Here is a 20996-nt window from a genome sequence, read left to right as displayed (position 1 = left end):
GCGCTCTGCCCTGCTCCGAATCGAAGAGGGGGCGCTCACGTTCGGGAGTTTGGGCGCATATAACGGGGCGGGGATAATACGGCGCACAAAAAAACGCAGCCCAGACTGGCTGCGTTTTTTAGAGGATCTGAAAACTGGGAATCGGTGAGATTTAGACGTTTATGGGCTATTAGCCATAATCCGGATGAGCAGTCTTCAGGGGATAGGTGATACTAGTTCGCCCTTTGCTGATTAATGATCAACTGGGTCATCTGTTCACTGAGTTTATCGATTTTCGCGTCTAATTTATCGATTTTGGCATCCATCTGTTCACTGAGTTTGTTTATTTTGGTATCCAGTTTCGCGATCTTTGTATCCATCTGCTCGCCGAGTTTTTCGATTTTGGCATCCAGCCTTTCTATCTTTGTATCTACTCTTTCAAACTTGGCATCATTTCGTTCGGATAGAGTTCTGATTTCAGCTCGCAGGTCTGCTGCGACGCCATCGATCTTCCTGTCCAGGTTATCAATTCTGCTGTTCAGGTAGGCAAACGCGGCGATTGCAAGTGCTGCCAGCGCGATTGCCAGAGAGGTTAGCGATAGCGCGTTGTTGCCGCTATTTTCCGCGCTCCTCGCGCTGGCTGCTGCCGCGTGGAGCTGTCGGGTCCGCGAGCGCACTTCGTGCTCAGGGACGACGTCCTCAACTGTTGTTGCGGTGCTCATTTGCGGTGTCGCGGTGGTGGCGGTGCTCGTTTCTTCCGGCGGGGGCGGGCTTTTTCTGGTGCCGGATTGTGCTGCTCTTTTACTGCAATGCAAAGCCGTATTCGGCTGCTTGGTTGGTCCCGCTGGCCGACAAAAAAGCCGCAGCCAATCGTGGCTGCGGCTTTGGGGTGAAAAACGGGAGGTCTGAAAAAAAGCAGTCGCTCCGGTCGTGTGCACGCTCCCTTAGGCGCGGCCCATGTAGGAGCCGTCGATAGTGCTGACCTTGATGGTCTCGCCTTCCTTGATGAAGAGGGGGACCTGGACGATGAGGCCGGTTTCGAGCGTGGCGGGTTTTTGCACGTTGCTGGCGGTGTCGCCCTTGATGCCGTCGGCGCTTTCGGTGACTTTCAGCTCAACCGAGGAGGGGAGGTCGACGTTGAGGGGGACGCCGTCGACGAAGAGCACGTCGACGCGCCCGCCGGGGGCGAGGTAGTTTTTGAGGTCGCCGATGGTTTGCTCGCTCAGCTCGATCTGGTCATAGGTCTCCGGATCCATGAAGGCGTAGGTGCCGCGATCCGCGTAGCTAAACTCCAGCGTGCGTCGGTCGGTGGTGAGGACTTCGACGGGCTCGGTGGAGGTGAAGCGCTGGTCGAGTGCCTTGCCGTAGCGCAAGTTGCGCATCTTTACCTGCACAAAGGCGCGGAGGTTCCCGGGCGTGCGGTGCTGGGTCTCCATGACGAGGTGGGGCTCGCCGTGGAATTTGATGACTTGGCCTTTGCGGATGTCGTTGGCTGCGGGCATGTGGTGCGTGTGTCGAGTTGGGTTGGCGAAAAAAGGCCAAGCCAGTAGGCGAAGCCGCTCCACGAGGTCAAGGAGTCGCCGTACCGTTTTTTTCGCAGGTCAGTGGTGTTCTTGCGCACAGGGGCCGGAGCGATAGGCGCGATATGGGGCGGTGTGGCGTGTGGCTGAGTCGGCCTTGCAGAGTTTTCTGCCAAATTGATCGGTACTCGCGCGCTCGTCGGGTGCCCGTTCGGTACTGAGAGCCGCGGGCTCGCGGCGCGGCGGCTGCGCTTGGCACGCTCTCGGTACTTGTCATAGGCCCCGCCGCGCTGGCAGCCTCGCCGCCTTTCTTTCTATGAAACAACGCACCCTCGCGCGTGAGGTCTCCATCCAAGGTAATGCCCTGCACACGGGCGAGGCCGTCACCCTGACTTTGAAGCCCGCTCCGGCCAATCACGGGATCGTTTTCAAGCGTATCGACCTGAGCGGCGCGCCCGAGCTGCGCCCGCGCATCGATCAGGTGGGCGACCTCGTGCGCGCGACCACGATCCAGAGCGGCCACGCGAAGATCCACACGGTGGAGCACGTGTTGAGCGCGCTGCACGGCTGCGGCGTGGATAATGTGGTGATCGAGATGAACGCCTCGGAGCCACCGATCCTCGACGGCTCGGCCAAGCCCTTCGTCAACCTGATCCTCCAGGGCGAGCCGGTCGAGCAGGCCGCCGAGCGCGAGTACTTCACGCTGGATGCGCCGGTCTCGGTCACGCGCGGCGACTCCTCGATCATCGCGCTGCCCGCCAACGAGCTCAAAATCTCCTGCACCTCCTCCGACAATCGCGGCATCCACACGCAGCACCTCTCGCTCTCGATCGATCCCGACACGTACATTACGCAGGTCGCCGCCGCGCGCACATTTACGATTTACGAAGACATAGAGGAGCTCCTCAAACTCGGCAAAATCAAGGGCGGCTCGCTCGACTGCGCGGTGGTGATCAAAGGCGATAAAATCATCTCGAAGGAGCCGCTGCGCTTCGCCGACGAATTCGTCCGCCACAAGATCCTCGATATCATCGGCGACGTGGTGCTGCTCGGCCTCCCGCTCAAGGCGCACATCATCGCGATGCGCCCCGGCCACGCCATCAACGCCGAGCTCACCAAGGCGCTTTTCGAGCGGCTCCAGGAAGCGAAAAAACCGCGCAAGAAAAAGCCGCGCCCGGCCACCCTGCTGCCGACCGAGACCTCGCTCGATATCCGCCGCATCCTCGATACGATCCCGCACCGCTATCCCTTCGTGATGATCGACCGCGTGGTCGAGTTCATCGGCGAAGACGAGCTCGTCGCGATCAAGAACGTGACGATTAACGAGCCGTATTTCTCGGGCCACTTTCCCGAAAATCCGGTCATGCCCGGCGTCCTCCAGCTCGAAGCGATGGCGCAGGCCGCAGGCATCATCCTCCTGCGCAAGATGACCAAGTCCAATGGCGGCACGCCCTTTTTCATGAGCGCGGATAAGGTGAAATTTCGCAAACCCGTGCGCCCCGGCGACCAGGTCATCATCAACGCCAAGATCACCAAAATGCGCGGGGCGAAACTCGCCGTCGCCGAGTGCAACTGCACGGTCGATGGCCAGGTCGTCTCCTCGGCTGAACTCATGTTTGGCGTCGTCGAGGAGGGCGACGAATAGGAAGCCACTGTGGTGACTGGGCGGGGCCGTGTGGCTGAGCTCGGCGAAGATTGGAAAGGGGCTTACCCGCGCTGCCGCTCGAAAAAAATCACGCCCCTGGCCGAGCTTTTTCCCAACGCACCCGTTTCCCCTGAAGCACTCTGACTGCTCGCACTGCCCGAACCACTCCTCGTTCTTCCGCCTTTGTTTCCCCGTTTCGTAATTCCCAAAAAAACATGAGCACCACGCGCATCCACCCCACTGCACTCGTCTCCCCCGCTGCCGAGCTTGGCGAGGGCGTGGAGATCGGTGCGTTTGCCTACGTGGGGGCGGGCGTCCGCCTCGGTGCGGGCACGCGGCTGCACCATCATGCGAGCGTGGAGGGCGACACGGAGCTCGGGCCGCACTGCGAGGTTTTTCCCTTTTGCTCAATCGGCGCGAAGACGCAGGACCTGAAGTACAAAGGCGGCCAGCCGGGCGTGCGGATCGGCTCGCACAATGTCTTTCGCGAATACGTCAGCGTGCACGCGGCGACTGCCGATGGCGACCTCACGCGGATCGGCTCGCACAACCACATCCTCGCGTATTGCCACGTGGCGCACGATTGCCAGCTCGGCGACCACATCATCATGAGCAATTCCGTGGGGCTCGCCGGACACGTCGTCGTCGAAGACTACGCGGTGCTCGGTGCGGTCTGTGGCGTGCACCAGTTTTGCCGCATCGGTGCCTACGCGATGGTCAGCGCCTACGCGAAAGTCGTCCAGGATATCGCGCCCTTTGTCATCGCCGACGGGCAGCCCGCCGTCATCCGCGCGATTAACAAAGTCGGGCTGGAGCGGCGCGGCTTTGCGGGCGAGCCTCTGGAGCGCGTGAAGCAGCTCTACCGCATCCTCTTCCGCGAAGGGCTAAACCGCAGTCAGGCACTGGAGCGGATTGCGGCCCACCCGCTGGCGCAAAGCGCGGAGTTCCAGCGCATGCGGGAATTCGCCGCCAAGTGCACCCGCGGCCTCGCCCAGGGAAATACTTGAGGGGAAGAGAGTGTGCGGGAGGGGAGGGAAGGCGGCGTTGGCATTCCCCCATGTCGGGTGGGCGGGGATGGGGGCGGCCACCGCCTGCGATCCACGCCGCACTGAGCGAAACAAAAATGAGACTGGCGGGCCCGCAGCCTCCTCCCGCGTCGCGGCATACATGCTGGTTTTTCGGCGCGTGCAGAGTGTGCGCTGGCGTGCGCTCCCAAGTGAATGGCGGCCGTGACCTCCTTGCGAGTCAGGGGCTGAGGGTGAGTTGGAGGCGTTGGGTGGGGCGGAGGTATTTCTTGGCGAAGGCGCTGAGCTCGGCGCGGGTCACGGAGTCGATGCGCTGGGCGTAGTCTTCGGTGTCGTCTGCGGGGCGGTCGTAGAGGGTGTTGAGGGCGGCCTGGAGGGCGCGCTGCGAGTTGGTTTGCAGGCCCATGCGGTGTCCGGCTTTGAGCCGGGTTTTGCAGCGGGCGAGCTCGGCAGAGGTGACGGCTCCGCGGGCCACGCGGGCGATCTCGGCTTGGATTTCGCGCAGCACGGCAGCTTCCTTTCCGGGCTCGGTGCCCGCGTAAAAATAGAACATGCTGGCGTCGGTCCCGATCACGCGCGAGGAGCGCACGTAGTAGGCGAGGGCGAGTTTTTCGCGCACGCGCTCAAAGAGTCGCGAGGACATGCCGCTAAAGAGTTCGTCCATCACTTCGCTGACAAAAAAGGCGTCTTCGCGAATCGAGGGCGCCGGATAAGCCTCAAAGACGACGGCTTGGGCCTGGGGCTGGGTTTCCTTAAACGCGGCGGCTTTGCTCGGGCCGGTGAAGGGCGGAGCGGCGGGGGCTGTGGAGCCGTCGGGGATTTGGCCAAGGAGTTTGCGCGCGGCTTTTTCCATTGCGCGCGGCTCGAAGTCGCCGGTGGCGACGAAGACGAGGTTTGCGGGGGAGGTGAGCCGTGCGTGGAGCTCGGCCAGGTCGTGGGTGGTGATGCGCGCGAGTGCGTGCTCTTCGCCATTGGGGCCGATGGCGAGTGGGTGCGCGCCGAAGAAGTGGCGCCGGAGCTGCCGCAGCCCGAAGCTGACGGGGTTGTCGTTGTCGTCCTGGAGGGCGGCGATTTGCGCGGCGCGCTCTTGCTTCAGTGTGCTTTGGAGGAAGGCCGGGCGCAGGATGGCATCGGCGAGGAGTTGATGCGCGAGCGGCAGGTCGCCGGGGAGGACTTCGAGGGCGAGGCCGAAGGCGTTGTTACCCGACATCGGATAAAAGCTGCCGCCGACTTCTTCTATTCTTTGGGCAACCTGGGCGGCGGTGTTTCGCTGTGTGTCCTTGGTCAGGAGCGTGGCGAGCAGGCTGGTCGCGCCGCGCCGGTCAGCGGGTTCGTAGAGGCCGCCGCCGAGACCGCAGAGGCGCAGGTGCACGTTGGGCAGCGAGTGGTCGGGGCGCAGGAGGAGGCGCGCGCCGTTGGACAGCGTGAGCGATTGAAAGGGCTGGGGCGCGGCGTTTGCCACGGCGGATTTTGCGCGGCTTTTTTGGGCGCGCTTCGGGGCGGCGGCCAGGCCTGCGGAGGCTTCATCCGCGCGCGCCGATTTGGGGTTGAGCGAGACGGTGCTGGAGCTTTGCGCGACGAGGTAGCGCGCGGCGGCTTGCTGGATGTCGGCGGGGCGCAGGGCGGCGAGGCGGGCGAAGTAGCTTTGCGAAAAGGCGAGGTCGCCGACGACGACTTCGGCGGCGCCGAGGCGTGAGGCCTGGCCGCTGACTGTCTTGCGGGTATTGATCTCGCCAACGACGAGCTGGCGGATGGCTTTGCGAAGTTGGGCCGGGCTCGGGGGCTTGCGCTTTACGCGCTCAAGCTCGGCGAGGATGGCAGCGATGGCAGGCTCGCGCTTGGCGGCGTCGCAGGTGTAGGCGATGTAGAAGAGGCCGTTTGAGCCGGGGTTCCAGCTCGTGGTGTCGATAGAGTGGACGAGGCCTTTTTTTTCGCGGATGGATTGCCAGAGGATCGAGCTGTCGCCGCCGCCGAGGAGCAGGGCCAGGAGGTTGAGCGCGGGAGTATCGGCGTGGGCGAGGCCGGGGATCGCCCACGCGATGCCGGCACGGGTGAGCTCTACGTCGGCATACTCTTCCCAATGGCGCGGGGCGAGCTGGGGCGGCTCGGCGGGCACGTAAACGGGCGCGAGGGGCTGAGGCGCGGCGGTGCCGAAGTGTTGCGCGACGAGTGACTCGATTTCGCCGGGGACGACGTCGCCCGCGACGATCACGACCATGTTGGCGGGCACGTAGCGCGTGCGGTAGTAGTGCAGCAGCCGCTCGTGCGTGACTGCCGCGAAGAGCTCGCGGTGGCCGATGATCGGGTGCGCGTAGGGGTGCTGGCGAAAGGCGGTCGAGAAGAGGGCTTGGGCAAGCCGCTGGTCGGGATCGTCTTCGCCCATCGCGATCTCGCGGAGGATGACGTCGCGCTCTTTTTCCGCTTCGGTCTTATCGAGGCTGGGGCGCAGCACCATGCCGCTGAGGATGTCGAGGGCGAGCGGGGCGTGCTCGCCGGGCAGGTCGATGTAGTAGACGGTGCGGTCGAAGGTGGTGTAGGCGTTGATCGTGCCGCCGTGGGTTTGCACTTGCTCGGAGATCTGGCGGGCGCTGCGCGGGCGTGGGGCGCGGGTGCCTTTGAAGAGCATGTGCTCCAGGTAGTGGGAAAGCCCGGCGCCGAGGTCGGTGCTTTCGTGGATGGAGCCGGTTTTTACCCAAACCTGGACGGAGGCGATGGGGGCGCGGCTGTCGGGCTTGATCAGGAGGGTGAGCCCGTTGGGGAGCACGCGGCGGATGACCTGTTCGTCGGCGAAGCGGTCGAGGAGTTTGAGGTCGGGGTAGGCGTGGACGGCTGAGTTGCTGCGACGGGGAGTGCGCGCGATGGGTTTGGGCATGGTGGGAAGAGGCGGTGGGCGGGAGAGCGAGGGAGTGTCGTAGAGCCTGAGTGCGAACAGGCGAGCGGGGGGGCGTGCGAAGCGGTGCGTGCTGGTCAGGACTTGGGCGCGGCTTGCTTGCGCGGGCGCTTGGTGGCGGCGGCTTTGGGAGCAGTGGAGCTGTCCTTGGTCGCCTCAGCTTCGGTAGCGGCCTTTTTGTCGCTGCCGTTTGCAGTGGCATCTGCAGGACGACCGGCGCTTGCAGCCTTTGGCAGAAAGGGAGTGGTGAAGGCTTCGTCGAATTCGTAAACCTCCTCGAAGTCTTCGAGCCGGTCCTCGGCGGTTTTGCTGAAGACGTTGTACTCGATCAGGTTGTAGACGATCGCGCCAAAGTCGCGGCAGCGGTGGATACCCCACTCGCCGAGGACGGTCTTGGCCATCGGGCCAAACTGATCGAGCGCGTAGACGCGCATGCCGTGGAGCAGCTCGGGGCCGCTCACGTGGGTGGATTTACCCGTGCGCTTGGCGTCGCGCTTGCGCCGCTCCTTGATCGTGTAGTCCAGCCCGAGCCGGACGAAGTCGTAAGCTTTCTTGGCATAGCGCGTGTCCTCTTTGTAGATGAGCTCGATGATCTCCGGGAAATCCAGTTGTGACATAGTCTTGGGCGCATGAGTAGCACAGCCTCCGAACCCACGCAATCGCGACCTGACAAAACACAAGCCGTGGGGGCACCCTCCTCGGCGAGCAGGTCGCAGCCGCCACTGCGGATTTTGCGCGTGATCTACACGCTGCGGCGCGCTTCGGGCGGGCCCGCCGAGTCGGTGCTGCGCTCAAGTGCTGCGCTGCGGGCGCTGGGGCACCATGTGGAAGTGGTGACCGCCGATCCGCCGGACACCCCGCCGCCTGCGGGCGCGAGTTTTGTGTTTCACCCCTTGGGTGGGGAAGGCGCGCAAACGCTCGGGCGCTGGCTGCGCACAGAGCGCGACCGCTTCGATGCGGTGATCGTGCAAGGGCTGTGGCACGCGGGGCACACGGTGCGCACCAGCCTGCGCGGCAGTGCCACGCCGTATTTTGTTTTTCCGCATGGGATGCTCGATCCTACGTTCGCGCGCAGCTACCCGCTCAAGCACCTGAAGAAGCAGCTCTACTGGTGGTGGCGCGAGGGGCGCGTGCTGCGCGATGCGCGCGCGGTGTGTTTTACCTGTGAGGAAGAGCGGCAGCGCGCGCGGCGGACGTTTTTCCCTTATGCGGTTAACGAGCGAGTCGTGGCTTACGGTGCCGCCCGCCCACCCGTTGAGCCTGCGCAGTATGCTGCGCTGCGCTGCGCATTTTGGGAGAAATTCCCCGTGCTACGTGAGCGCTCCCTCATCCTCTTCCTGGGGCGGATCCACCACAAAAAAGGGCTGCACGAGCTGATTGATGGCTTCGCGCAGTTTCGCCAAACGCGCGGCGGCGAACCCCTGCCTGCCCTCGTGATTGCGGGCCCCTGTGAACGCAGCCCGCGCCTGCCGGCTGCGCTGCAAAAACAGGCCGCGGCGCACGGGCTTTCCCAAGTCGATTTGCGCGACGGCGAATCCGCTGCCCGCGCGGCGAGCTCCGCCGACATCGTGTGGCTGCCGATGCTGGGAGACGACCTCAAGTGGGGTGCGCTGCTCGCCAGCGAAGCGTTTATCCTGCCCTCCCATCACGAAAACTTCGGCATCGCGGTGGCCGAAGCGATGGCCTGTGGCCGCCCCGTTTTGATCAGCGACAAGGTTAACATCTGGCGCGAAATCGCCGCCGCAGACGCCGGACTCGTCGCGCCCGATACCGCGGCAGGCGTACACGAACTGCTGACGCGCTGGGCCGCGCTCACGCCCGCAGCTCGCGCGGAAATGGGCTCCGCCGCGCGCGAGTGCTACGAACAAAATTTCGAGATCAACCGCGCCGCCGCCTCGCTGGCCGAAACAATCCGCACCTGCCTCACCCAGAGCTCGCAGCGCTGACCTTCTCGCCCTAAACTGCCACATGGTGAACCGGAGTTGGGCGTGGCTGCAGAACTGCTGTCCATCTTTGGATGTCTCCTATGCAGTGCCAAACTTAACGTGGCATTGCATAGCGATTGATATGCTTCCTTTTCGTGCTTGGAAAACTGCCCGCTATTGAGCAATCCGAACAGGGCTGCTCCTTAGGCTCCAATTCCGCGATTCGAGAATACCCCGTAGACATGAAATCCTCAAAACCCGTTGTGCTAGATCTCTTTTGTGGCGCTGGCGGGCTCACGTTGGGCGCGTACCGTGCGGGTTTTCGAGTGGTGGCGGGATTTGATCGAGACCCCCAAGCACTGGCAGTTCATGATGCCAACTTCCCTGATTCGAAATCGGTCAGCGCAGATATTGGATTTCTATCTCCGGCGCAGATACTGGAGGCGGCAGGACGGAAATCAGTAGAGGGAATTATTGGAGGGCCTCCCTGTCAGGGATTCAGCAATATCGGTAAGCGTGAGTTCGGCGATCCGAGAAATCAGCTTTTCCCGAAGTTTTTCCGGAGTATTGCGGATATTCGTCCAGATTTTTTTGTAGCGGAAAACGTCCCTGGTATCCTAGCAGAAAGTAATCGGCCGATTGTCCAAAAAAGCCTGGCAATCGTTGAGCCAATTTATCACGTGATGCGCCCGATTACAGTGAACGCCGCCGACTACGGAGCCCCGACTGAGCGAAAACGCGTTTTATTTGTCGGATTCAGGCATAAGGTTTCCGAAAAAGACTTTCTTGCAATGTTGGAAAAAGGAAAGGTTGCAGATCGAGTAAGGGTCAAACATGCACTTCTTGGGGTTGCTTCTCCGGAATTGGCGGAGTTGCGTGCTGATGGCCACTGGGGTAGAGTTTGCTGGAGCAACCAACCTAAAGCTTTCTCTGATCGGTTAAAGGGAAGGGTTCCGGCGGGGGTTGGTAATGCTGTGGCGTTAGATTTATTGAAAGATAGGCAGCTCACGTCGGGTTTTCAGTTCACCAAACATAGAAACTGTGTGAGGAGGAGGTTCGCATCGATCATACCGGGGAAAATCGACCCGATCTCAAGAGCAATGCGATTGGACCCTGAAGCGTTTTGTCCAGTCTTGCGGGCTGGAACTGGACCGGAACACGGCTCCTATACAGCAATTCGCCCAATTCATAGTTGGGAGTCACGCGTAATTACTCCGAGGGAAGCCGCACGTCTCCAAGGCTTTCCTGATTGGTTTTTACTTCATACAACGATTTGGCATTCATTACGGCACATTGGGAATAGTGTTAGCCCGTTGCTCGCAGAAAAAGTACTTACTGCCGTTCGGAAGTTTCTATAGCCCCCTTAATAAATCATGAATCCTTCAGTAGTCAGGGAATACGGTAAAATTAATGCTAGCCCAACTAAAGAGTTTTTTGTCTCAATGCTGACAAGGGATATCTCTCTTGAAGATGCTATTCTCGATTTGTTGGACAACTGTATAGATGGTATTTTGCGTAATAAATTGGCTGGAACAGGCGGAGAAGGGGCTTATCAAAACTACTATTCTCAGATTGTTATTGAATCTGACTATTTTTCAATCAGTGATAACTGTGGAGGGATCCCATGGAGCCAGCGAAATTATGCTTTCCGAATGGGGAGGCCAACTGCCGTCGTTCCAGATGAGCTAGCTACAGTAGGAGTCTATGGGATTGGAATGAAGCGTGCTATTTTTAAGATGGGACGCGAATGCTCGATTCAGACACGAAACAGAGAGGATTCATATAGGGTTGATATTGACGACGCTTGGTTGATGGAGGAGGATAATTGGCAGTTAACTACGAAGCCTAGTGAATTAGAGTCAAAAGAAGAAGGAACAACGATTGTTATTAGAAAATTGTTGCCTGGAGTTGCTGAGGAATTCTATAAGCGCGGAGACTCTTTTAGAGCAAGCCTTTCTAAGGCGATAGAGACACATTACTCAGCGATTATCGAAAAGGGGTTTAATATTTCGATTAATAAAGTTTCGATTAAACCCAATCCTGTGAAACTGGCCTTTGCACAAGATGCCTCCACAAAAGGGATTCGACCTTATATTTTAAGTATTGATGACTATGATGGAGTAGCTATCTTTATGGCGGTTGGGTTTACCCGGCCGATCCCCGACGAAAATGAGGGACGTGATGCGATAGAGAATCCCAAGTATGACTCCGATCATGCCGGTTGGACAATAGTTTGTAATGATCGTGTGGTGCTATATTGTGACAAGTCGGAGAAGACTGGCTGGGGGGTCGGAGGAGTGCCTCGGTATCATCCTCAGTTTATTGCGATTTCCGGCATTGTCGAATTTGTTAGCACTGATTCAAGGAAGCTTCCGACAGTGACGACTAAACGCGGCCTAGATATGGGGTCTAGCCTATATCTCCAGATACGCGATAAAATGATCGAAGCAATGAAGATGTTTACTAATTTCACGAATAGTTGGAAAAAAGATACGAATGGAGTAAGGCGGCAGATTAAAGAGGCTCCGCTACTTTCGCTTTCTCAATTGAAGGCATATTCTAAAGAAAATAAGAAGGAATTCCGCTCTTTACGAAGAGCTATTAGAGGGGCTTATCTGAAGCCAGATTTGCCGACACCAGAAAAGCATCACTGTTCGATGCGCCAAATTTCATTTTACAAGCCGGTCGATCAGATTGCCACTGTTTCCAACTATCTATTTGGTAAGAATGATCATGGGCCCTCTGAAGTGGGGGAAAAGTGTTTCAATAATATCTTAGAGGAGACTAAGAGTCGATGAAGTCACTTCCTTATCACCTCCGCTCGAATAAGTCGGTGGATCGTTATCTTTTTGTAGAAGTTATTAAACGCGTAATTTCGCTTGGAGCCTCGAGCGAAGACTACGGGTATGTCGGGTTTGGAGGGCCTTTTTTGGAAGATTTAAAGATTATTGATCACTACTTCCCTGAAATGAAACTCACTTCTATTGAGGAGAAGTCAGAGGTCGTCAAGCGGCAAAGGTATCACCGTTTTCGTAGAGGGATTCAGTTGCTAAAGGCTACTGACCAAGAATTCGTCGACAGTCTCGAAGATGAAGCACTACTAGTCTTCTGGCTAGACTACATGGGGTGTGAGCCGCGAAATTTTGAGGTATTTAGTAATGCGATAAAAAAGGCAGCAAATTGGAGTGTGCTAAGAATTACACTCAACGCTTCGTTCACGGATAGAAAAGAATTTAAAGAATCATTTTTTAAAGATTTTGAGCAGATCCTCCCTGCAAACGCTGAGAGCTATTTTGAAAATGAGAACCGTTATTTGCTACTTCTTCAGCAAATGTTGCGGATAGCGACAACTCCTCCGCCGATGGCCGACTACGATTTTCGGTTACTCAGCTCGGTATCTTATCGCGATGGCAGACGAATGCTGACAATTACGGGGCTCAAATGCGCCGATGCTGATTGGAGTAAGGTTGAGCAGGTTTTCTCAAGGTGGCCCTTCTTTACTGAGGGTTGGAGTGCTATACCTACACGAGTCAATGTTCCTGACTTGAGTCTCCAAGAGCGGAATCGACTTGCTAGTCGTTTGCCTTCTTCGAAGAATGTTGGTCATCAACTGCATAAATGCTTAGGTTATTCTGTTGCGGGAGATACTGTAGCATCGATCACGGACTTGGAGAATTACGCAGCATTTTCACGGTATTTTCCGACTTTTGCCAAGCTGGCGATTTAAGTGAAAAAACGTTTAAAGCATTTATTTAGACTTGCGCTGGCCGATCAGGCGTTTCGCGAAGCTATGGCAATGGAAAAGCATATTCGCAGCGCGAAGTTAAAGGTTGGCGACCATGTTTACCAGTCGGCAGTTGCGGGCTTGGTTGTTAGCTATTGTCGACCGTTTATGTCCGCCACCGGTCTTGGTCGAATTCCGGCCGACTTTGGGATCTTTAAAGACACCTCTCATTCGGCGTTTTTTGCATCAGTTCATAACGACCTCATCATGATGCGGGATAAGATGGTTGCTCACTTCGACCTGGACTACGGAGTGGGGCAGTTCACCCGTAAGAGGTATACGCTGCATCCTGGTGAGGTTGGGCTCTCATTAAGAGAGCATGGCTTCGAAGTGTATACAAACCATACAACGCTAACCCGATCACGGCTTCTGGATGTCCGAAAGTTAATTTCGCTTCAGGTCGAACGAGTAAAGCGGGCTCAGGCAGAGTGTGTGAAGTCCCTTATCAACTCAGAGAAGACGCAGATGGGTGACTACATATTTCGATTAGGGCAACCCAGTAGGAGAGACTGATTGTAGACGTAGATTATATATTTACTCGAAACTCCTCTTGCAGATCGAGTCATTGAGTACTACTCAAGTGGAACCGAGTCTACCGTTTAGGGAGATAGGCTTGGTAGTGAATTTCGAATGTGCACATCAAAACCAACGTCGCTGGCGTGTATATTCTGGTGTGCTCTCTAGATGGCTCTCAGGGGGGCGCGGCTCACTCGCGCTGCGGGTGCATGGTGAGGCTGTCGTTTTCGACACTGAAGTGCACGGTGCTGCCGTCGGCGATTTCGCCTGCGATGAGGGCGCGTGCGAGGCGCGTTTCGATTTGCCGCTGGAGGAAGCGCTTCAGCGGGCGCGCGCCGAAGACGGGGTCGTAGCCTTTTTCGCCCGCCCATTCGCGGGCTTGCGCATCGAGCTCGACGCGGACGCGGCGCTCGGCGAGCCGCGCGTTGAGATCGGCGAGGAGCAGGTCTACGATGCGCGTGATTTCTTCGAGGCTGAGAGGCTTGAAGAGGATCGTCTCGTCGATGCGGTTGAGGAACTCGGGGCGGAAGGTGCTGCGCAGCTCGCTCATCACGCTCTCGCGCACGGACTCGGGGATCGCTCCGCCGTCGCTCACTCCGTCGAGCAGGAAGCGTGACCCGAGGTTGGAGGTCATGATGAGGATCGTGTTTTTAAAGTCGATGGTGCGCCCCTGCGAGTCGGTGATCCGGCCGTCGTCGAGGACCTGGAGCAGGATGTTGAACACGTCGGGGTGCGCCTTTTCGACTTCGTCGAAGAGGACGACGGCGTAGGGCTTGCGGCGCACGGCTTCGCTGAGTTGGCCGCCTTCGTCGTAGCCTACGTATCCGGGCGGCGCCCCGATCAAGCGCGAGACGCTGTGTTTCTCCATGTACTCGGACATGTCGATGCGCACGATCGCCGCCTCGCTGTCGAAGAGCGTTTGCGCGAGGGTTTTGGCGAGCTCGGTTTTGCCCACACCGGTGGGGCCGAGGAAGAGGAAGGAGCCGACGGGGCGGCGCGGATCCTTGATGCCGCTGCGCGCGCGCAAGATCGCTTCGGTGACGAGGCTCACGGCTTCATCCTGGCCGATGACGCGCTCGTGGAGCACGCCTTCGAGGCGCAGGAGTTTTTCCCGCTCGCCCTCGACAAGCCGCGTGACGGGTACGCCGCTCCACTTGGAGACGACTTCGGCGATTTCCTCTTCGGAGACTTCTTCGCGGAAGAGCGCGCCCGCCTTTGACGCATGCGCGCCGCCGTTACCGTCGCCGTTGGTATCGCCGCCTTTGTGCTTTGCGGCGCCTTTGCGGCGGCTCTCGGCCTCCTCCTGGGCTTCGCTGCGCTGCTCGGTTTTCTTCAGCTCGGCTTCGAGTTGGGGGATGGTGCCGTGGCGCAGCTCGGCCACGCGGTTGAGGTCGTAGGCGCGCTCGGCCTTTTCCATTTCGAGCCGGGCGGCTTCGAGTTTCTCGCGCAGCTTGCGGGTGTTTTCGACAGCGCCTTTTTCCTTCTCCCACTGGAGCCGCAGCGCATCGGCTTTGCTGCGAGTCTCGGCGAGTTCTTTGCGCAGGGCGGCGAGCCGTTGCTTGCTTGCCTCGTCTTTCTCTTTGGAGAGGGCGGCTTCCTCGATTTGCAGGCGCAGGGTTTTGCGGCTGAGCTCGTCGAGCTCTTGCGGCATGGAGTCCATCTCGATGCGGACGCTGGCGCAGGCTTCATCGACGAGGTCGATGGCCTTGTCCGGCAGGAAGCGGTCGGCGATGTAGCGGTGCGAGAGGAGGACGGCACTGACGAGTGCGGTGTCCTTGATGCGTACGCCGTGGTGCAGCTCGAAGCGCTCGCGCAGGCCGCGCAGGATGGAGATCGCGTCTTCGGGCGTGGGCGGCTCTACGAGTACGGGCTGGAAGCGGCGCTCCAGCGCGGCATCCTTTTCGATGTGCTTGCGGTATTCGTCGAGCGTGGTCGCGCCGATGCAGTGCAGCTCGCCGCGCGCGAGCATGGGCTTGAGGAGGTTTCCGGCGTCCATCGCCCCATCGGCTTTTCCGGCGCCGACGATGGTGTGCAGTTCGTCGATGAAGAGGATGATGCGCCCGGCGGCCTGCTTGATCTCGGAGAGGACGGCCTTGAGGCGCTCCTCAAACTCGCCGCGGTATTTGGCGCCGGCGACGAGCGCGCCCATGTCGAGCGCGAAGATGGTTTTGTCCTTGAGGCTCTCGGGGACGTCGCCGCGCAGGATTCGCTGGGCGAGTCCCTCTGCGATAGCGGTTTTACCGACACCGGGCTCGCCGATGAGGACGGGGTTGTTCTTGGTCTTGCGCGAAAGGATGCGGATGGTGCGGCGGATCTCGTCGTCGCGACCGATGACGGGGTCCATGCGGCCCTTGCGTGCCTGGTCTACGAGGTCGATGCCGTACTTCTCCAGCGATTGGTAAGTCGCCTCGGGGTTATCGGTGGTGACGCGCTGGGCGCCGCGTACCTCGCGCAGCACGCGCAAGACCGCAGCGCGCTCCAGCGAGAAGCTCTTGAAAAGTTTTTTGAGCGGCTCGGGTTTGCCGACTTCGAGGAGCGCGAGGAAGAGGTGCTCGACGGAGATGTAGTCGTCCTTGAGTGCGGCGGCTTCGGCCTCGGCGCGGGTGAGCGTCTCGTTAACGGCCTGCGTCACGTAGACTTTGCTGGTGTCGACGCTGCCGCTGACTTTGGGCAGCCGGTCGAGCTCGCGGTTGAGCGCCAGCGTGAGCGCGCTCGGGGTGATGTTGAGCTTCTCAAGCAGGCCCGGGACGATGCCGCCCTCCTGGCCGAGGAGCGCGGCGAGCAGGTGCCAGGTATCGACCTCGCTGTGCGAGTGGCGGCGGGCGAGTGACTGCGACTCGGTGATCGCCTGGCGCGACATCTGGGTGAGTTTATTAAAGTCCATGATGCCTACGCTTCTTCGCATGCGCCGTGCCAGCGACGATGCTTTGGCGTTTTCGGGCGTGAGGGGGCGCGGTGTGCGCGCGCCGAAAGTCGAATGCTGCGACAGGAGTTTCCGCCGGGCTGAGACAGTGTGGGCCAATGGGGCACTTCTTCGCCCGAGCGCGCCCCTTTGCGGCATCGTGTGTCGTCTGGTGCCAAATATCCCCGCCCTCCTTCACCCGGCCAATTCGCGTGGACGCTACTGGACTCGAACCAGTGACCCCCTGCGTGTGAAGCAGGTGCTCTAACCAACTGAGCTAAGCATCCGGCGAATGAAGAGTCGCCCTCCCGCCACCTCGGGCGGCAGAAAAACGAGGCGCGCTTGTTGTCACAGCTGGTTGGGGAAATCCACACAAATTTCCATTCAGGGTTTCGACCGCCACTACGCGTGGGGCGCGGTCGCAGACCGGTCTTATGGCAGTGCCTGCTCCCATTTACTGTGCGGTTTGTGTGTCGGGCTCCCCGCCCGACACACAAACCGCACAGTAAGAAAAGCCCGACCAGAGGTCGGGCTGAAAAGCGCGAGATTAACCCGTTTGGGCGATTTTTTGATTAACGAGTAAACGCTATGCCGAACGTGGCCTAACCAGCGACCCACCCAAATCCGCCCCAATGGGTTCCCGCTTCATTCGCCCTGGGAGCCTCGCTTCCTGTCGCAATGCGTTTCTATTGGCCGCCCCGCCGCGTCACGCGTTCGTGCGCGTTTAACCATTCAGCGTGGTGCAGATTTCGCAGCGGTGGCCGTCGCAGCCGCGTGCGGTGCAGTGCTCGCGTCCGTAAAAAATGATCCGCAGGTGCAGCGCATTCCAATGCTCGCGCGGGAAGAGTTTCTTAAGGTCGCGTTCGGTCTGGACGACGTTGCGGCCACTCGTCAGCCGCCAGCGCTGGGCGAGCCGGTGGATGTGCGTATCGACGGGAAAGGCGGGCACGCCAAAGGCCTGTGCCATGACGACCGAGGCGGTCTTGTGGCCGACGCCGGGCAGCGCCTCCAGCTCCTCAAAACTGCGCGGGACTTCGCCGCCGTGTTTCTCGGTGATGATCTGCGAGAGCCCGGAGATGGCGCGCGCCTTTTGTGGGGAGAGCCCGCAGGGGCGGATGACGGCCTGGATTTTCTCGACGGGCACGCGTGCCATGTCGGCGGGGTTGTCGGCGAGTGCCCAGAGCTGCGGCGTGACGGTGTTCACGCGTTTGTCGGTGCACTGCGCGGAGAGCAGCACGGCGACCAGCAGCGTGTACGCGTCGCGGTGGTCGAGCGGTACGGGTGTCTCGGGGTAGAGCTCGGCCAGGCGGCGGTCGATGTAGTCGGCCCGCGCTTGCGTGGTCATCCGCTTGCCGCTGGTGACCGATTTTCTTGGGGTGCTCGCTGTCGAGTGCTTTTCCGCGCGTGGCATGGGTTTCCCGAAGAAGAGCGCGCGGCAGCGGCCAAACAACTTCTTAATTGTAGGCGCTGTGAGCCGCCCTAGCGTCTGCGCCCCATCATGCCTGCGCCACGCGATCTCCTCGACCCAATAGACAAGTTTGAACCGCGCCACAGTGGCGTCGCGGACTCCGCAGATCTCGCCTCGTGTTTGCAGCAGGTCGGCTACGGGTCGCTCGATGCCTTGAGCGCTGCGGCGCTGCCAGCGGACATTGGTTTACGGGAGCCGCTTGCGCTGCCCGAGGCGGCGGGCGAGAGCGCAGCACTCGCCGAGCTGCGCGCCCTCGCCGAGCAAAATCAGGTTTTTCGCAGCTTCATCGGTGCAGGGTACCACGATTGCGCGACGCCTGCTGTCATCCAGCGCAACATTCTGGAAAACCCGGGTTGGTACACCGCTTACACGCCCTACCAGTCGGAGATCTCGCAGGGGCGGCTCGAGGCCCTGCTCAACTTTCAAACGCTGATCACCGACCTGACTGCGCTGGATATCGCAAATGCGTCGATGCTCGACGAGGGCACGGCAGCAGCGGAGGCGATGATGATGTGCCACCGGATCAAGCTCGGCACCAGCACGGGTAGCGCGCGCTTCTTCGTCTCCGGGCACTGCCACCCGCAGACGATTGATGTGGTGCGCACGCGCGCGGAGCCGCTCGGCATCGAAGTCGTCGTGGGCGACCACCGCAGCTTCGATTTCGCGAGCGCGGCGGCGGGGGTGGGGGAGGGGCAGCCCGCGACCGTGGGCGTGCTCGTCCAGTATCCGGATACGCGCGGCAGCATTTGCGACTACGAGGACTTTTTTGCGCGCGCGCATGCTGCCGGCGCGCTCTGCGTGGTCGCAGCGGATTTGCTCGCGCTGACCCTGCTGCGCGCGCCGGGTGAGTTTGGCGCGGACATCGCGGTCGGCACGGCGCAGCGCTTCGGTGTGCCGATGGGCTTTGGCGGCCCGCACGCGGGCTACCTGGCCACCCGCGATGCGCACAAACGGCAAATGCCCGGGCGCCTGGTCGGCCTCTCAAAGGATGCGCAAGGCCAGCCCGCACTGCGCCTCGCCCTCGGCACGCGCGAGCAGCACATCCGCCGCGAGAAAGCGACGTCCAACATCTGCACCGCGCAAGTGCTGCTCGCGGTGATGGCCTCCATGTATGCCGTCTACCACGGCCCGCAGGGGCTGCGGCGCATCGCGCAGCGCACGCGGTTGCTCACACAGCTACTCGCCCGCGGGCTCCAGGCGCTCGGCGCCGAGATCAACGCCGAGCCAGTTTTCGACACCTTGACGGTGGGCAAGGTCGCGGCGGCCCGCGTCCACGCGGCGGCAGCGGCGCGCCGGATGAACCTGCGCCATATCGACGAGTACACGGTCGGAATTTCGCTGGATGAGCTGACGACAGTCGAAGAGGTTGAGACGCTGCTCAGCTTTTTTGGAGAAACCGCACTGCCTGCCGCCGAGTCGGTCGCGCTCGATTACGAGGCACCGCACGCGCGCCGCTCCCGCTTCCTCGCGCACGCGGTGTTCAACCGCTACCACACCGAGCACGAGATGCTGCGCTACATCAAGCGGCTGGAGGCGAAGGACCTGTCGCTGTGCCACTCGATGATCTCGCTGGGCTCGTGCACGATGAAGCTCAACGCCACGAGCCAGATGCTGCCGATTACCTGGCCGCAGTTTGCGCGGCTGCATCCCTTTGCCCCCGCCGAGCAGTGGCGCGGCTACCGCGCGCTCTTTAACGATCTCGAAAAATGGCTGGCCGAGATCACCGGCTTTGCGGCGGTCAGCCTGCAGCCCAACGCGGGCTCGCAAGGCGAGTACGCCGGGCTGCTCGCTCTCCGCGCCTACCACCAGTCGCGCGGCGACACGCAGCGCCAAGTCTGCCTGATCCCCACCAGCGCGCACGGGACGAATCCCGCCAGCGCCGTCATGTGCGGGATGCGCGTCGTGCCAGTCGCCTGCGACGAGCAGGGCAACGTGAATCTCGACGACCTCCGCGCCAAGGCTGCCGCTCACGCGGCGGAGCTGGCGGCGCTGATGATCACCTACCCCTCGACACACGGCGTTTTCGAGCCGGGCATCCGCGAGATTTGCGAGATCGTCCACGCGCACGGCGGCCAAGTTTACATGGACGGCGCCAACATGAATGCGCAGGTCGGCCTCAGCTCGCCCGGCTTTATCGGCGCAGATGTGTGCCACCTCAACCTGCACAAAACCTTCTGCGTTCCGCACGGCGGCGGCGGCCCCGGAGTGGGCCCGATCGGCGTGGCCGCGCACCTGGCTCCCTTTTTGCCGAGCGAAACGCGACGCGTGGAAGGCGGTGGCGAGTTTGCCGGCGGCCCGCAGTCGCGCAACGGCGGCGCAGCGGTCAGCGCGGCTCCCTTTGGCAGCGCGAGCATCTTGCCCATCTCGTGGATGTATATCCGGATGATGGGCGCGGACGGCCTGCGGCGCGCGACCCAGCTCGCGATCCTCAATGCCAACTACATCGCCAAGCGCCTGGAGCCATACTTCCCCGTGCTGTATCGCGGCCCGAGCGGACTCGTCGCCCACGAATGCATCCTCGAACTGCGCGACTGGAAGCCTCGCGGGATCGACGTCGAGGATGTCGCCAAGCGACTGATCGACTACGGCTACCACGCGCCGACGATGTCCTTTCCCGTGCCCGGGACGCTCATGATCGAGCCGACTGAGAGTGAAACGCAGGCCGAGCTCGACCGGTTCTGCGACGCGCTGATCGCGATTCACGGCGAGATGACCGCCATCGCAAGCGGCGAGGCAGACGGCGGCACGGCGGACAACCTGCTCAAAAACGCGCCGCACACCGCCGCCGCCGTGACCGCCAGCGAGTGGCTACACCCCTACACGCGCGAAGCCGCTGCCTACCCGGACGCACACACCCGCGCCGCCAAGTTTTGGCCCACAGTCGGCCGCGTAGACAACGTCTACGGCGACCGCAACCTCGTCTGCGCCTGTTCCAGCTAAGAACCTGCACGCAAGCGTCCTGCCCACGATGGCGGACAGCAGGCCTGTTGTTCCGCCCTGCTTTTACGGCACACATATAGTGAGGGTGCTTTTGCTGATGCTACGCACTCAGCACACTCGACGGCACCAAGCGCGACGCGATCCAGCAGCAGAGCTTGTTTTAGGTGGGAAGGGGGGCGGTGTTTCTGTGGTCTGTGCGTATGTCGGCTGGGCGAGGGATTGCTGATGTGTGATAAGTAGTTGTATATATGTAGATGGTCTGCTGACTTCGTAGTGAAGCGGTGGGGAGGTTTTGGTATACAATGGCGTTAATGGGTTAGGCATTTTTAGTAGATGTTATGGTGGCGTGTTTTGGTTTTATATGTGTTCTATGAAACCTGCTCCCTTTACTTATACGCCTCG

The 20996-nt window shown here is 60.6% G+C and carries 14 protein-coding genes and 1 tRNA gene; 8 read left to right on the top strand and 7 right to left on the bottom strand.

What is annotated here, in order from left to right:
- Positions 1-212 precede the first annotated feature (212 nt).
- Positions 213-917 carry an ABC transporter C-terminal domain-containing protein gene (locus tag AXK11_RS06705; protein ID WP_156469242.1) on the bottom strand — a complete coding sequence of 235 codons (705 nt, stop codon included), beginning with the start codon at positions 915-917 and terminating at the stop codon, positions 213-215.
- 6 nt (positions 918-923) lie between these two features.
- Positions 924-1481: an elongation factor P gene (gene efp, locus AXK11_RS06700; protein WP_068630572.1), complete on the bottom strand. Its 558-nt coding sequence runs from the start codon at positions 1479-1481 to the stop codon at positions 924-926.
- Positions 1482-1815: 334 nt separating this feature from the next.
- Between efp and AXK11_RS06695 the strand changes: the two genes are divergently transcribed.
- Together AXK11_RS06695 and lpxA are read left to right on the top strand one after the other, a co-directional pair.
- Positions 1816-3144, top strand: a complete 1329-nt coding sequence (locus tag AXK11_RS06695) for a bifunctional UDP-3-O-[3-hydroxymyristoyl] N-acetylglucosamine deacetylase/3-hydroxyacyl-ACP dehydratase (protein WP_068630570.1) — start codon at positions 1816-1818, stop codon at positions 3142-3144.
- Between the two features lie 215 nt (positions 3145-3359).
- Positions 3360-4151, top strand: coding sequence for an acyl-ACP--UDP-N-acetylglucosamine O-acyltransferase (lpxA, locus tag AXK11_RS06690; RefSeq protein WP_068630568.1), 792 nt, complete (start codon positions 3360-3362; stop codon positions 4149-4151).
- Positions 4152-4389: 238 nt separating this feature from the next.
- Here lpxA and AXK11_RS06685 read toward each other — a convergent pair whose 3' ends face one another.
- Positions 4390-7041, bottom strand: a complete 2652-nt coding sequence (locus AXK11_RS06685) for a M16 family metallopeptidase (RefSeq protein WP_068630567.1) — start codon at positions 7039-7041, stop codon at positions 4390-4392.
- 95 nt (positions 7042-7136) lie between these two features.
- Positions 7137-7676, bottom strand: coding sequence for a Minf_1886 family protein (locus AXK11_RS06680; protein ID WP_068630565.1), 540 nt, complete (start codon positions 7674-7676; stop codon positions 7137-7139).
- Positions 7677-7742: 66 nt separating this feature from the next.
- On the opposite strand from AXK11_RS06680, the gene AXK11_RS06675 reads away from it, so the two are divergent.
- The 5 genes from AXK11_RS06675 (at position 7743) to AXK11_RS06670 (ending at position 13281) form a co-directional block, all read left to right on the top strand.
- Positions 7743-9005 (top strand): glycosyltransferase, encoded by a 1263-nt coding sequence (locus AXK11_RS06675; RefSeq protein WP_231865790.1) that lies wholly within the window; start codon positions 7743-7745, stop codon positions 9003-9005.
- Positions 9006-9226: 221 nt separating this feature from the next.
- A complete protein-coding gene (locus AXK11_RS09500; RefSeq protein ID WP_156469241.1) occupies positions 9227-10342 on the top strand; it encodes a DNA cytosine methyltransferase in 1116 nt (371 codons plus the stop codon).
- 15 nt (positions 10343-10357) lie between these two features.
- Positions 10358-11782, top strand: a complete 1425-nt coding sequence (locus AXK11_RS09495) for an ATP-binding protein (RefSeq protein ID WP_082780992.1) — start codon at positions 10358-10360, stop codon at positions 11780-11782.
- On the top strand, positions 11779-12711 hold the full coding sequence (locus AXK11_RS09810; RefSeq protein WP_156469240.1) for an O-methyltransferase: 933 nt from the start codon (positions 11779-11781) through the stop codon (positions 12709-12711). The genes AXK11_RS09495 and AXK11_RS09810 overlap by 4 nt, the downstream gene beginning before the upstream one ends.
- On the top strand, positions 12712-13281 hold the full coding sequence (locus tag AXK11_RS06670) for a hypothetical protein (protein ID WP_156469239.1): 570 nt from the start codon (positions 12712-12714) through the stop codon (positions 13279-13281). It abuts the gene before it with no gap.
- Positions 13282-13474: 193 nt separating this feature from the next.
- Here AXK11_RS06670 and AXK11_RS06665 read toward each other — a convergent pair whose 3' ends face one another.
- The 3 genes from AXK11_RS06665 to nth form a co-directional block, all read right to left on the bottom strand.
- A complete protein-coding gene (locus tag AXK11_RS06665) occupies positions 13475-16168 on the bottom strand; it encodes an ATP-dependent Clp protease ATP-binding subunit (protein WP_068630561.1) in 2694 nt (897 codons plus the stop codon).
- Between the two features lie 231 nt (positions 16169-16399).
- Positions 16400-16473 (bottom strand) — tRNA-Val (locus AXK11_RS06660).
- 437 nt (positions 16474-16910) lie between these two features.
- Complete coding sequence (gene nth, locus AXK11_RS06655) at positions 16911-17531, bottom strand: endonuclease III (RefSeq protein WP_068630559.1); 621 nt, start codon at positions 17529-17531, stop codon at positions 16911-16913.
- Between the two features lie 153 nt (positions 17532-17684).
- On the opposite strand from nth, the gene gcvP reads away from it, so the two are divergent.
- The gene (gcvP, locus tag AXK11_RS06650; RefSeq protein WP_068630558.1) at positions 17685-20594 is read left to right on the top strand and encodes an aminomethyl-transferring glycine dehydrogenase; all 2910 of its coding nucleotides are present in this window, start codon (positions 17685-17687) and stop codon (positions 20592-20594) included.
- The last annotated feature ends 402 nt before the right edge of the window (positions 20595-20996 follow it).

The sequence above is a fragment of the Cephaloticoccus primus genome (genome assembly GCF_001580015.1).
Classification (GTDB): domain Bacteria; phylum Verrucomicrobiota; class Verrucomicrobiia; order Opitutales; family Opitutaceae; genus Cephaloticoccus; species Cephaloticoccus primus.
This window is presented reverse-complemented; position numbering and strand designations above follow the sequence as displayed.

Excerpts from the sequence above, each read along its gene's own strand:
- AXK11_RS09495 (WP_082780992.1), top strand. The coding sequence starts at position 10,358 with ATGAATCCTTCAGTAGTCAGGGAATACGGTAAAATTAATGCTAGCCCA.
- efp (WP_068630572.1), bottom strand. The coding sequence starts at position 1,481 with ATGCCCGCAGCCAACGACATCCGCAAAGGCCAAGTCATCAAATTCCAC.
- nth (WP_068630559.1), bottom strand. The coding sequence starts at position 17,531 with ATGACCACGCAAGCGCGGGCCGACTACATCGACCGCCGCCTGGCCGAG.
- AXK11_RS09810 (WP_156469240.1), top strand. The coding sequence starts at position 11,779 with ATGAAGTCACTTCCTTATCACCTCCGCTCGAATAAGTCGGTGGATCGT.
- gcvP (WP_068630558.1), top strand. The coding sequence starts at position 17,685 with ATGCCTGCGCCACGCGATCTCCTCGACCCAATAGACAAGTTTGAACCG.
- lpxA (WP_068630568.1), top strand. The coding sequence starts at position 3,360 with ATGAGCACCACGCGCATCCACCCCACTGCACTCGTCTCCCCCGCTGCC.
- AXK11_RS06685 (WP_068630567.1), bottom strand. The coding sequence starts at position 7,041 with ATGCCCAAACCCATCGCGCGCACTCCCCGTCGCAGCAACTCAGCCGTC.
- AXK11_RS06695 (WP_068630570.1), top strand. The coding sequence starts at position 1,816 with ATGAAACAACGCACCCTCGCGCGTGAGGTCTCCATCCAAGGTAATGCC.
- AXK11_RS06680 (WP_068630565.1), bottom strand. The coding sequence starts at position 7,676 with ATGTCACAACTGGATTTCCCGGAGATCATCGAGCTCATCTACAAAGAG.
- AXK11_RS06665 (WP_068630561.1), bottom strand. The coding sequence starts at position 16,168 with ATGGACTTTAATAAACTCACCCAGATGTCGCGCCAGGCGATCACCGAG.
- AXK11_RS09500 (WP_156469241.1), top strand. The coding sequence starts at position 9,227 with ATGAAATCCTCAAAACCCGTTGTGCTAGATCTCTTTTGTGGCGCTGGC.